We start from the raw sequence: 12,698 nt of genomic DNA, 5'->3' as shown, positions 1-12,698 counted from the left end.
GGATGCGATCTGCGCGCGTCTGCGAAATCGAAAGGAGGGGGTGGCTCTCGACGGAGCCCACGAGCCGGCGTCCGCCGCGTGCGACTCCGATCTGCGAGGCGGATGCGGTGCGCACGGCTGCTTCGCTCATCGCGCGGCTCGGCGGGCGGCGATTCCACATACCCGTCATGGCGTGATTCCCTTCCCGGCCTTCCGGCGCTGGGCGATGACGATGGCGACGACGATCAGGATCGCCACGACGAGGATGCCGGCGGCGCCGGCGACGAGCCAGATGACGAGACCGCCGAGGTCGGGTCCGGACGGTGCGTCGTCGTCCCCGTACTGCTGGAAGCTGTCGGCCTTCACGATGGGAACGTAACCGCCGGCCGTCGTGGCCTCGGAGATCTGGTCGGGCGTCGGAATCCCGGCCGCCTTGTCGACGAGTGGCGTCTCGTCGGGGAAGGTCGTCGGGTCCACGCTCAGGAGGGTCGGTAACCAGGCGGCCCCGTACCCGTAGCCGTCGTCGGAGCGAGTGAGGTCATGCACCTGCCCGTTCGTCGTGCGAACGAGGGCCTGCACGAGTTGAGTGCCACTTGCCGCGGGCGTCTTCTGGGCAGCGAGGGCGAGCATGCCGGCGACGACGGGCGCCGCGAATGAGGACCCGCTGCTCGGCGCCGAGGCATCCCAATCGTCCGCACGACCGACGGATGGGAGGTTCTTCCCCGCCGCGACGACGGTGGTTTGAGCAAGAGCGAGAACCTCTCCGTTCTCAGAGGTCTGCAGGTCGCCCTCGCGTCCGATCGCGGATGCGGCGACGATGCCGTTCATCGCTCCCAGGTCCTTGTCGTAGACGGCGAGCATGTCGGGGTTCGGCGTGCCGGCGATGATCGCGACGCCGCGAGAGAGGGCGTAGGCGACGGCCGGGCCGTCCGCTGAGCGCGCGCCCATCGTGATGGAGGTCGTGATGATGTCGGCCCCATCGTCGACGGCCGTCTTCACGGCGTATCCGAAGTCGGTGATCTCGAGATCGGTGTCGGGGCGGCAGTCGTCGGATCCTGTGCCGTAGCCGTAGAAGGTGACATCCGCCTCGGGGGCGATGCCTCGAAGCCCTCCTGCGCCGGCGCCGTTGCCGATGATCATGGCCGTGACGGTGGATCCGTGAATGGCGCCCGCGTCTGCGACATCGGTAGCTGCGGGCGTGCGGTCGGGGCAGATGACGCTGTCCGAGACCGTCAGACTGCGTCCCTGGAAGACCGGAAGGTTCGGATTGATCGACTCATCGATGACGGCGATCTTCACTCCGGCGCCGGTCAGGCCCGCGTCATGGGCAGCTTGCACGCCGTACGTATCGAGCCACCAGTCCCATTCGCTGTCGGCCGCCTGCGCTGCGGTCGGAACGCCCGTAGCCACCGCCGCGCCGGCGACCATGACGCCGGCGAGGAACCGCAGTGCCGAATCTCGCAGGCGGCTCACTGAGCGATCCCGGGCAGTACCGACCGGGCTGCGAAGCGGGATGGTGAGGATGCAACGCTGCCACTTGTCCGTCATGGCGTGTCCCCCCTTCCGGCCGTGCGGCGCTGCGCCTTGACGATGAGCACGATCACGACGGCGGCCACCACGAGCAGGATGCCGATGCCGATGACGACCCAGATGACGAGCGAGGCGACGTCGAAACCGGGTGACGGCGAGGTGTCGTCTTCGTATTGGTCCACGCTGCGGGGTCGGACGACAGGCACGAAGCCTCCCGTCTTGGCTGCCTCGATCTGCTCCGCCGTCGGCGCGGCGGCCGGTTTGCCCATGAGGGGCGTGTCGTCGGGGTAGCCGCTCGGGTCGACGCTCAGGAGGCTGGGGAGCCACGCGGCCCCGTATCCGTAGCCGTCCTCGGTGCGCACCGGATCGTGCTGCGTGCCGTTCGCGGTCGCGGTCATCGATTGGACGAGCTGATTGCCGGTGGCGTCGGGATACTTCTGCGCGGCGAGGGCGAGCATGCCCGCCACCACCGGGGCAGAGAACGACGACCCCGCCGTGGTGCCCGACGAATTCCAGTCGCCGCGGGTCCCGACCGTCGGCAGGTTCACACCGGCGGCGACGATGTCGGTGTGGGGGACCACGAAGGGTTGTCCGTCGTCGTCGAGCTGCAGGGTGCCCTGCCGATCGACGGCCGTCGCCGAGACGACGCCGTTCAGGGTCGCCAGGTCGCTTTCAATACCGACCGGCGATCCCGGGTTCGGCGTGGCCACCACGATGGTGGCGCCCCGTGCCAGGGCGTAGGCGACGGCTGGCCCGTCGTTGCCGTACGCGGTCATCGAGATCGATGTCGTGATGATCTTCGCGCCCTCGTCCACCGCCTTCTTCACCGCGTAGCCGAACATCGTGACGTCGTCGTCCGTGTTCGGGCGGCAGTACTCCTCTTGCGTGGTGTCGAGGGTGCCGTAGCCGTAGAAGGTCACGTCGGCATCGGGGGCGATCCCGCGGATGCCACTCGCGCCCGTGCCGTTGCCGATGAGGATGGCGGCCATCGTGGTGCCGTGAATCGAGGGGTCGGTCGCCGCGTCGGTCACCGGTTCGGTGCGGGACTTGCAGATCTGAGTGTCGCTGACGGTCAGGTTGCGGCCCTCGAAGATCGGAAGGTCGGGGTCGATCTGACCGTCGATGACGGCGACCTTGACTCCCGCTCCGGTGATGCCGGCGTCGTGCGCGGCCTGCACCTGATACGTGTCGTACCACCAGTCGTAGTCGTCCCCGGCCGCTGCGTGCGCGGACGGAACGACACCTGCCACCGCGAGGACGCCGACCATCATCGCCACGCCCGACGCGCCCAGGGCCCGGCGAAGTCGTCGGGTCATTGCGGCGCTCCACCGAGGACACGCGCACGGCCGACAGCGTCGCCAGCGGGCGACGTTCGAGCGGGCCAGAGATCGGCCATGCAGGATCACTCGTTTCTCTGTGATCGGGGTGCGACGGGGGACGGGCCCGCGTTCATGAAGCGCGTAAGCCCAGAGAACCGGCGGCCGCCGCAGCGACCGCCGGTCCGGAGTGGGTCAGGCGAAGCGGCCCGCGGCCGACTTGTCGGTCGAGGTGTAGCCCTGGGCGATCTCCTCGGTCTTGCCGGCGATCTGCTGGAGCAGCTCGTTCAGGCGGGTGATGGACTGGGTCCACTGCGCCTGCGCCTGGTCGTAGGCGGTCTGCGCCTCACCGTCCCAGGAGGCGCGCAGGGCGTTGACCTGCGACTCGAGCTCGTCGAGACGGGTGCGGATGCCGGAGGCACCGTTTCGGATCTGACCGGAGAGGGCGATGACCTGCTCGGGACGAACGGACATGGACTGCATGAGAGTTCCTTCTTTCGTGTCGAGCGGGTCAGCCGAGCAGCGAGCCCAGGTTGCCGATGGTCTGCTGGTGCGACTCTTCCGAGGCCGCCTGGTCGCGCTCGGTGCCGCGCAGGGCGTCTTCGAGCGTGACGAGCACGTTGTTGAGCTTGGTGGTCTCTTCGTTCCACCGCTGCATGAGCTGGGTGTAGGAGCCGGCCGCTGCGCCGGTCCAGAAGCCGGCCACCTGGTCGAGTTCGGTGCGGACCTTGCGCACCTGCTCGTCGATGCCCGACTTCGCGGTGTTGACCGCCTCGGCCCCGCGACGAAGCGCACCCTCCTGGGCTGCGATGAGATCTGCCACGTTGTCTCCTCGATGTTCCTCCGGGGCGCGCCCGGGCGTTGCGGATCATGTCTGCACGCACGGGATTCGGCCCCGCGCGCGGGATCGATGGAGTGACCGGAGCCCCCCACCGGCCTTCGAACATACGTAATGCTCGACGAGGCGACAACCCTCTTGCGCTTTTTCAAAGATGACAAAACTCTCATCTTTAATCCCGATGGTGAGGGGAAAGAAGCCGGCGCCGTCACGGGGGCGGATACGCTGGTGCGGTTGAGCCGACCCTCGGGTCGGTGGCGCGGGAACGAGGGGGACCGTTGAGCGCGGAAGTGGTGCAGGGGCGACGCGTCGCTCTCATCGACGGTGCGTCGAGGATCGACCTGGTGGTGCCGTTGCGCGCCCGGGTCTCCGACGTGCTGCGCGCCGCCGGCGCCCCGACGCGGAGCGACGTGCGCGTGGTCGGGCTGTCGGGTCGGGAGATCGACGGCTCCACGGCGATGACCTCGCTCGAAGACGGGGTCGTGCTGGTGCTCGTCGATCCGGCCGCCACGGTCGACGCGATCGATCGACGCTCCCCCCGCGCTCCCGTTGCCGCGCGGGCGACGGCCGTATGGATGGTGATGGCCGCGGCGGGCGGCATCCTGGCCTTCCTCCGCCTGATCGATACCGACGCCCTTCCCGTCGACGTGCGCACCCCCGTCGCCGCGCTCGCCCTTCTCGCGGCTCTCGCCGCCGTCGCGGTGTTCTCGCTGCGCGCGCGGGCGCGCACGGCGACTCTCGCCCCCGTCGTGGCCGTCGCCGCCCTCGCGTTCGGCGGGGGAGTGGCGATCGTGCCCGATCTGCCCGCGTCGTCCGTGCAGGTTGCGGTGTTCACGGGTCTTCTCGCGGCGTCCGTCGTCACCGGTGTCGCCGGAGTGATGGGGGCCACTCAGACCCTCCGCGCGCAGAGCCGCACCGCGACGATCATCTCCGCCGTGCTCGCGGCCGTGTGGGCGCTCGCGCTCCTGCTGCACCTCGACCCCTCCGCCCCCGCCGCCGTGACCCTCGGGCTCGTGCCCGTCGCGCAGCGCATCCTGCAGGCGAGCCTCGTCGACGTCGAGCCCGGCACCTTCATCGACTACGGACGCTTCCAGAGCACCCGATGGACCGTGCGGCAGAGCCTGCCCGACGAGGTACGCACGATCGAGGCCGACGACGCCGACGCCCTCGTCGAACGCTCGACCGCGCGACTGACGGTCGGGGTCGTGCTCCTCGTCGCCGCCGGAGCAAGCAGTGCGTTCGCCGCCCTGCCGACGTTCGCGGTCTCCGACCCCGTCGTCCTCGGTGGACGCATCGGCCTCGCCGTCACGGTGGTGCTCGCGCTGCTGCTGGGTTCGCGCAAGAGCACGGTGCCGTTCCTGCGGTGGGTGGCCCGTGTCGGCGCCGCGGTCGTCGTCGCCGCCGTCCTGACGGCGCTCGTGCCCACGATCGCGTCCGACATGCTCGTCGTCGTCGCCGGGGTCATCCTGATCGCGGCCGTGGCCGCCGCCCTCCTCGTGGTCCCGGTGGGTCGCGGCCTGAGGTCGCTGGGATGGTCGCGCACGGGCGACGTGTTCGAGGCGCTCGCGACGGCCCTGTCGCTCCCGGCCGGCCTGCTGGCCGCCGGAGCGATCGAGGTCGCGCGTGCGATGATGGCGGCATGACGCCCTCGCCGCCGTTCGGCGCGCCCGCGACGGTGGGGGTGCGCATCGGCGCCTTCAGCGTCGACGCCGCCCTCGTGGTCATCGTCGCCGGCGCGGCATCCCTCCTCGGATCGCCCGTCCTGGGGGCCGCGGTCGCCGCCGAGGCGCTGCTGGGCCTGTGGATCCTCCAGGCGCGTCTCGGCTTCGGTCCGGGCGCGCTGTTGTTCGGCCTGCGCACCGCGCGCGCCGAGGCTCCCCTCGTCCCCGGCGCGGGAAGGGCGTTCGTGCGCGGGTCGCTCGTGCTGCTCGGTGGGCTCGTCCTCGTCGCCGGAGCCTGGGTCGTCGTCGCCTCGGCCGCCTTCGACCGCTCGGGCCTGCGGCGCTCCTGGGCCGACCGCGCGGCCGGCACCGTTCTGATCGTCGCCCCCCGGGGTCGACAGGATCAGGATGCCGACGGCGCCCCCGCGCTCGCCGAACCCACGGTCCACACGCGCACCTCCGCCGGCCGCGAGCCCCTCCAGGTGTCGGCGGCCGCCGCCGCGCTGCCGACCGCACCCGCGTGGGACACCCCGCTCCTCGCCGTCGAGGCGCCGGCCGCGGTCGAGGCGCCTGCCGCCGCCGGCGAGCGCGTCGCGCCCGTCGTCGCCTCCTCGACCGGATCGTCGGATGACGCCGTGGTGACCCGAGCGGTGGGCCGCGCGCAGCTGCTCGTGGTCTTCGACACCGGGCAACGCGCGCAGATCGACCTGCCCGCCGCGGTGAACTTCGGGCGTGCGCCGGTCGCGAGCGAGCCCGGCGACGTGCTGATCGCCGTCGACGACCCCGACCGGCTCATCTCGAAGACGCATCTGCGCCTCGAGCACGACGGCGAGACCGCGTGGGTGATCGACGCCGGTTCCACGAACGGCTCGGAGCTCATCGACGACGACGGAGCCGTCCACCCCCTGCAGCCCGGTGCGCGCACCCTGCTCGAAGACGGCACGCGAGTGCGTCTGAGCGAGCGCGTGTTCACCCTGAGCCGACTGATCGGAGGTCCGGTGTGAGCACGGGCCCGCGTATCGCCCCGCCGTCCCTGCCCAACGGGCGGGTCGTGCTGCAGCCGCCGCCCGAGCTGGTCCCGAACGAGGGCGGCAGCGGCATCCTGACCTCCCTCCTGCCGATGCTCGGCAGCGTCGGCGCCATCGTGATGGTGACCATCTCGAACAGCGGGCCGACCGGCTTCCTGATCGGCGGCATGTTCCTGCTGTCGTCGCTGGGCTTCGTGGCCGTGAACGGGTGGCGCCAGCGCGCGCAGCGCAACGCCGAGGTGCTCGGCAACCGGCGCGAGTACCTCGCCTACCTGTCGGAGCTGCGCGAGACCGTGCGCGTGGCCGCTCGCAAGCAGCGCCGTCACGGCGGGTGGATCATGCCCGCCCCCTCGGCCCTGCCGTTCATCGCCGAGGAGCGCTCGCGCGTGTGGGAGCGTCAGCCCGGCGACGAGACGTTCCTGCTGGCCCGGATCGGCGTGGCCGATCAGCCGCTGAGCCTGACGCTCGAGGCCCCCGAGCTGCCGCCCCTGGCGCAACTCGACCCGGTGGCCGCCTCCGCGGCGCACCGCTTCATGCTCACGCACGAGATCCAGCGCGACCTTCCGCTGGGCTTCCCCCTCGGCGAATACGCGCGCATCGAACTCGTCGGCCCCGACGAAGAGGCCGTCCGCAGCCTCGCCCGTTCGCTCGTGGCCTCGGCGGCGACGCTGCACGACCCCGAAGACGTGATCATCGCCGTCCTCGCCGGGCCCGCGCAGATCGGTGCGTGGGACTGGGTGAAGTGGCTTCCGCACGCGATGTCGTCGCGCGTGCAGGACCGTCTCGGACCCGCGCGCATGATCGCGGCATCCCCCGACGAACTGACCGACATGCTGCCCGCGCAGCTCGCCTCCCGCACCCGCTTCACCCCGGGAGGCGGGATCACCCCGCACGTCGTGCTGGTGGTCGACGGCGTCGAGTCGTCGTCGAACGCTCCGCTCACGGGACTCGAGGGCGCGCAGGGCGTCACCGTCATCGACCTCCCCACGCGCTGGGACGAGCTCGACGACCCGACGGTCGCCCGTGTCGCCCTGGCCGAGACGCCGACCGTCGTCCGTCCGCGCCGCGGCGAGGCCGCCCCGGTCGCCGCGCTGGCGGAGTTCATCGACGGCGCCGGTCGCGCGCAGTCCTTCGTCCCGGATGCCATGTCCATCGCCGAAGCGGAGGCGACCGCGCGCCGCCTCATGCCGCTTCGCCCCGCCCCCATGGTGGTCGTCGACGCCCCCACGACGCAGGGTCAGGCGGAGCTGACCGAGCTCCTCGGCCTGCCCGACGTGCGCTCCGTCGACTTCGATCAGGCCTGGACGCCGCGCCTCGAGCGCGACCGCCTGCGCGTGCCGATCGGGCAGGAGCCCTCGGGCGCCCCGCTCGTGCTCGATCTCAAGGAATCGGCCTCGCAGGGCATGGGCCCGCACGGCGTGATGGTCGGTGCCACCGGTTCGGGCAAGTCCGAGGTGCTGCGCACCCTCGTGCTGGCGCTGGCCATGACCCACTCGCCCGAGCAGCTCAACTTCGTGCTCGTCGACTTCAAGGGCGGCGCGACCTTCGCGGGAATGGCCGAGATGCCGCACGTGTCGGCGGTCATCACCAATCTCGGCAGCGAACTCGCGCTCGTCGACCGCTTCCAGGACGCCCTGCAGGGCGAGGTCGTGCGCCGCCAGGAGCTGCTGCGCGCCGCCGGCAACTTCGCCAACGTCGGCGAGTACGAGGCCGCGCGTCGCGGGGGACGCACCGACCTGGCCCCGCTGCCGGCTCTGCTCATCGTCGTCGACGAGTTCTCGGAGCTGCTGACGGCCAAGCCCGAGTTCGTCGACAGCTTCCTCAATATCGGCCGCGTCGGTCGTTCGCTGCACGTGCACCTGCTGCTGGCATCCCAGCGCCTCGAAGAGGGCAAGCTGCGCGGCCTCGACACCTACCTGTCGTACCGGATCGGTCTGCGCACGTTCTCGGCATCCGAGTCGCGCACCATCATCGGCACCCCCGACGCGTACACGCTCCCGCAGGAGCCCGGCGTCGGCTTCCTCAAGAGCGACACCGAGAACCTCGTGCAGTTCCGCGCGGCCTACGTCTCGGGGCGCCCGCGCGGAACGGCGGGTGTCGACGCCGCCGGAGCCGAGTCGGTTTCGGGCGGCCCCGCCCGCGTCGAGGTGTTCACGGCCCTGGCCCAGCCCGACGACGACGGGTCTGCGGAGCAGGCGGATGCCGCGCCCGCGGCGATCGCGGCCCCCACGGCCGAGAAACGCTCGACGTTCCAGATCGCGGTCGATCGCATGAAGGACCGCGGGCCCGAGGCGCACCAGGTGTGGCTGCCCCCGCTCGCGGAGCCGTCTCCGCTGGACGCCCTCATGCCCGACCTGGCCGAAGACCCCGAGCTCGGGCTCGTGTCGCACCGTTGGCGCAGCGCCGGCGCGCTGACCGTGCCGATCGGGCTCGTCGACATCCCGCTCGAGCAGCGCCGCGACCATTTCACCGTGTCGCTCGGCGGCGCCGCGGGTCACGTGGCGATCGTCGGCTCGCCCCTGAGCGGCAAGTCGACGCTCGCGCGCACGCTCGTCTCGGCCCTCGCGCTGACCGGGACGCCGCGGGAGTTCCAGTTCTTCGTGCTCGACTTCGGCGGGGGCGGTTTCACCGCGATGCAGCAGCACCCCCACGTGTCGGGCGTCGCCACGCGCACGGAGCCCGAGGCGGTGCGCCGGGCCGTGGCCGAGGTCGAGGCCGTCCTCGATGCGCGCGAGCAGTACTTCCGCCGCAACGCGGTCGACTCGATCGAGACCTACCGTTCGCGGCGACGCGAGGGGCGCCTCGACGACGGCTTCGGCGACGTCTTCCTCGTCATCGACGGCTGGTCGACCCTCCGCTCGGAGTTCGAGCCGCTCGAGGCGCGGGTGCAGACCATCGCCGCCCGCGGCCTCAGCTTCGGCGTGCACGTCGTCGTCACCGCGAACCGCTGGCTCGAGATCCGCGCGAACCTGAAGGATCTGATCCAGACGCGCCTCGAACTGCGCCTGGGCGACCCGACCGACTCCGACGTCGACCGCAAGCAGGCGGCGAACGTGCCGGTCGGCCAGCCCGGTCGCGGCCTCAGCGCGTCGAAGCTGCAGATGCTCACGGCCGTGCCCCGCGTCGACGGCTCCGACGACCCCGCGACGATCGCCGACGGCGTCGCCGACATGATCGGCCGCGTCGCCGCGGCGTGGCACGGCGAGCCCGGACCGAAGCTGCGGCTGCTGCCGGAGAACATCACGCTCGACGAGGTGCGCGCGCTCACCGAGCCCGGCGACGGTCGCCTGCTGCTCGGGATCGAGGAAGCCCAGCTGTCGCCCTTCGGCGTCGACCCCCGCGTCGAGCCGCACCTGTTCGTGTACGGCGACTCCGGCATGGGCAAGTCGTCGTTCCTGCGCGCGGTGGCGAAGGAGATCCAGCGGCTCTACACGCCCGCCGAGGCGAAGATCTTCGTCGTCGACTACCGCCGTGCGCTCCTCGGCGAGATCCCCGACGACTACCTCGGTGCGTACCTCACCTCGCACGACCTCGCGACCGGCGGCATGAACGATCTGGCGCAGTACTTCTCGACGCGCATCCCGGGGCCCGACGTCACGCCGACGCAACTGCGCGAGCGCAGCTGGTGGAAGGGCGCCGAGGGGTTCATCCTCGTCGACGACTACGACCTCGTCGCCACGAGCCAAGGCAACCCCCTGGCCGTGCTCCAGCCGCTGCTGGCACAGGCCGGCGACCTCGGCCTGCACGTGGTGCTCACCCGTCGATCGGGCGGCGCGAGCCGCGCGGCCTACGACCCGATCATCCAGCGCTTCACCGACCTCGGTGTCACCGGCATCCTGCTCGGCGGCAACCCCGAAGAGGGGGCGCTCATCGGTCGCGTCAAGCCGGAGCGGGCCGCTCCCGGTCGCGCGCAGATCATCAGCAGGGGGCACGGGCTCGTGGCATCCCAGCTCGCCTTCTCCCCGCCCACGCACTGACCCCTCCTCCCCAGCCGCCCCGTCGTCCCCATCGGAGGGCGGGGCGGTGTCGATGTCGGCGGCCCGGGTTACCGTGGGGGAGTGACATATCCCGGCGCCGCTCCCGAGTCGTACGCCGACGCTCCGCCCGAGTCGTACGACGTCCCCGACGACCCGTACGCCGACGCGCAGTGGGACCCCGACCAGTTCGCGCCGCCCGACGACGTCGACGCGCCGCCGCCCCCGGTCGACCCCGCATCGGCTTTCGCCCGCGCGGCCGCCGCCACGGGGACGGCGCGTGAACTGCCCGCCGTCCGCGACTTCACCGGACACGACCCGCGCGCGGTGCTGCACGAGGTCTACGGCTACGACGCGTTCCGCGGCGACCAGGCCGACATCGTCCAGCACGTCGTCGACGGCGGCGACGCCGTCGTGCTCATGCCCACCGGCGGCGGCAAGAGCGTCACCTACCAGGTGCCCGCTCTCGTCCGACCCGGTACGGGGCTCGTCGTCAGCCCCCTCATCGCGCTCATGCACGATCAGGTCGAGGCGCTCATCGCCAACGGCGTACGCGCCGGCTACCTGAACTCGACGCAGGCGCCCGCCGAGCGCCAGGCCGTCGAGCAGGCGTACCTCGCGGGCGAGCTCGACCTGTTGTACGTCGCGCCCGAGCGGTTGAACGGCGCACAGACCCTCGGGCTGCTCTCGCGCGGCCGCCTGAGCGTCATCGCGATCGACGAGGCGCACTGCGTGTCGCAGTGGGGCCACGACTTCCGCCCCGACTACCTCGCGCTCGGCGACCTCGCCGATCGATTCCCCGGGGTTCCGCGCATGGCGCTCACGGCCACGGCCACTCCCGAGACCGCGCGCGAGATCGTCGAGCGCCTGCGCCTGCGCGACGCCCGCGGCTTCGTCGCCAGCTTCGATCGGCCCAACATCCAGTACCGCATCGACGCCAAGGTCGACCCGCGTCGCCAGCTCGTGCAGTTCATCCGCTCGCAGCCCGAGGGCTCGGCCGGCATCGTCTACGCCCTCAGCCGAAAGACCGTCGAGCAGACCGCCGCCTACCTGGCGTCTCAGGGCCTCGACGCTCTGCCGTACCACGCGGGTCTCGACGCCTCGGTCCGCGCGGCGCACCAGTCGCGCTTCCTCCGCGACGACGGGGTGGTGATGGTCGCGACCATCGCCTTCGGCATGGGCATCGACAAACCCGACGTGCGCTTCGTCGCCCACATCGATCTGCCGAAGTCCGTCGAGGGGTACTACCAAGAGACCGGTCGCGCCGGCCGCGACGGCGACCCGTCCGTGGTGTGGATGGCCTACGGCCTGGGCGACGTCGTGCAGCAGCGCCGCATGATCGACCAATCCCCGGGCGATCGTTCTTACAAGATGCGCCTCGGCCAGCACCTCGACGCGATGCTCGCCCTGTGCGAGACGGTCGGATGCCGCCGGCAGAACCTGCTCGACTACTTCGGGCAGCGCTCCGAGCCCTGCGGCAACTGCGACACGTGCCTCACCCCGCCCGACACGTGGGACGGACTCGTCGCCGCCCAGAAGCTGTTGTCGACGATCGTGCGCCTGCAGCGCGAGCGCGGACAGGCCTTCGGTGCGGGGCACCTCATCGACATCCTGCGCGGGGCCAAGACCGAGCGCATCGCGCAACAGGGCCACGACCGCCTGAGCACCTACGGATTGGGCGCCGACCTGTCCGACCAGGATTGGCGCAGCGTCATCCGGCAGCTGCTCGCGCGCGGCATCATCGTGGCCCAGGGCGACTACGGCACCCTCGCGCTGAGCGAGGCCTCGGCCGGGGTGCTGCGCGGCGAGACCCCCGTCCCGCTGCGTCGCGACGCCCTCGGCCGCACGGGCGGCGGGGGAGGGGGGAGTCGCCAGCGCAAGTCGAGTGCCGACGACGTCGCCCCCGACGACCGCGATCTCTTCGAGGCGCTGCGCGCGTGGCGCGCCGAGAAGGCGCGGGAGCAGGGCGTCCCGGCCTACATCGTGTTCGGCGACGCCACGCTGCGCGCGATCGCGGCCGCGCGTCCCACGGCGATCGGCGACCTCGACGGCATCACCGGCATCGGCGCCAAGAAGCGCGAGGCCTACGGTGACGGCATCCTGACGGTGGTCGCGGCGAACTGACGCGGGTCTCGTTTCGCGGGGCGGGTGCGCGTGCGGGTGCCGGGGTGCGCCCGGGTGCCGGGGGATGCCCGGGTGTCGGGGGATGCCCGGGTGTCGGGGGCGCCGGATGCCGGCCGTGGAGGCGCCGAGACTGCATGCTGCTGACATCTCGGTTGCAGAGCGCCGCCGAGTTGTCAGCGGAGTGCAGTCTCGCCGCGCGCCGCGCGCCGCGCGCCGCGCCCGCCCCGCCCCGCCCGCCGCCGCGCCCG

At 71.8% G+C, this 12,698-nt stretch carries 8 protein-coding genes; 4 read left to right on the top strand and 4 right to left on the bottom strand.

Annotation, left to right across the window (positions count from 1 at the left end):
* Window positions 1–165: 165 nt before the first annotated feature.
* The 4 genes from AB1K56_RS16600 to AB1K56_RS16585 all read right to left on the bottom strand — a co-directional run bounded on the left by AB1K56_RS16600 (window position 166) and on the right by AB1K56_RS16585 (window position 3,648).
* Window positions 166–1,452 carry a S8 family serine peptidase gene (locus AB1K56_RS16600; protein WP_371206560.1) on the bottom strand — a complete coding sequence of 429 codons (1,287 nt, stop codon included), beginning with the start codon at window positions 1,450–1,452 and terminating at the stop codon, window positions 166–168.
* A gap of 71 nt (window positions 1,453–1,523) precedes the next feature.
* Window positions 1,524–2,825 (bottom strand): S8 family serine peptidase, encoded by a 1,302-nt coding sequence (locus AB1K56_RS16595; protein WP_371206559.1) that lies wholly within the window; start codon window positions 2,823–2,825, stop codon window positions 1,524–1,526.
* A gap of 195 nt (window positions 2,826–3,020) precedes the next feature.
* Window positions 3,021–3,308, bottom strand: coding sequence for a WXG100 family type VII secretion target (locus tag AB1K56_RS16590; RefSeq protein ID WP_371206558.1), 288 nt, complete (start codon window positions 3,306–3,308; stop codon window positions 3,021–3,023).
* Window positions 3,309–3,336: 28 nt separating this feature from the next.
* Entirely contained in the window at window positions 3,337–3,648 is a 312-nt protein-coding gene (locus tag AB1K56_RS16585) for a WXG100 family type VII secretion target (protein WP_055831852.1), read from the bottom strand.
* A 293-nt stretch (window positions 3,649–3,941) separates the two neighbouring features.
* On the opposite strand from AB1K56_RS16585, the gene AB1K56_RS16580 reads away from it, so the two are divergent.
* From AB1K56_RS16580 to recQ, 4 genes are all read left to right on the top strand, one after another.
* Complete coding sequence (locus tag AB1K56_RS16580) at window positions 3,942–5,306, top strand: hypothetical protein (protein WP_371206557.1); 1,365 nt, start codon at window positions 3,942–3,944, stop codon at window positions 5,304–5,306.
* Window positions 5,303–6,328 (top strand): FHA domain-containing protein, encoded by a 1,026-nt coding sequence (locus AB1K56_RS16575; protein WP_371206556.1) that lies wholly within the window; start codon window positions 5,303–5,305, stop codon window positions 6,326–6,328. The genes AB1K56_RS16580 and AB1K56_RS16575 overlap by 4 nt, the downstream gene beginning before the upstream one ends.
* Window positions 6,325–10,329 (top strand): type VII secretion protein EccCa, encoded by a 4,005-nt coding sequence (eccCa, locus tag AB1K56_RS16570; RefSeq protein WP_371206555.1) that lies wholly within the window; start codon window positions 6,325–6,327, stop codon window positions 10,327–10,329. Before AB1K56_RS16575 ends, eccCa begins: the two co-directional genes overlap by 4 nt.
* Window positions 10,330–10,410: 81 nt before the next feature.
* The gene (gene recQ / locus AB1K56_RS16565; RefSeq protein WP_371206554.1) at window positions 10,411–12,450 is read left to right on the top strand and encodes a DNA helicase RecQ; all 2,040 of its coding nucleotides are present in this window, start codon (window positions 10,411–10,413) and stop codon (window positions 12,448–12,450) included.
* Window positions 12,451–12,698: the final 248 nt, after the last annotated feature.

The sequence above is a fragment of the Microbacterium sp. BWR-S6Y genome, assembly GCF_041379845.1.
Taxonomy (GTDB): domain Bacteria; phylum Actinomycetota; class Actinomycetes; order Actinomycetales; family Microbacteriaceae; genus Microbacterium; species Microbacterium hydrothermale.
Note: the sequence above shows the minus strand (reverse complement) of the source record. Positions and strands in the feature narration are given on the sequence as shown.

What these genes read in the sequence shown, in the direction of transcription:
- AB1K56_RS16595 (WP_371206559.1), bottom strand. Translation starts at nt 2,825, where the DNA reads ATGACCCGACGACTTCGCCGGGCCCTGGGCGCGTCGGGCGTGGCGATG.
- AB1K56_RS16575 (WP_371206556.1), top strand. Translation starts at nt 5,303, where the DNA reads ATGACGCCCTCGCCGCCGTTCGGCGCGCCCGCGACGGTGGGGGTGCGC.
- AB1K56_RS16590 (WP_371206558.1), bottom strand. Translation starts at nt 3,308, where the DNA reads ATGCAGTCCATGTCCGTTCGTCCCGAGCAGGTCATCGCCCTCTCCGGT.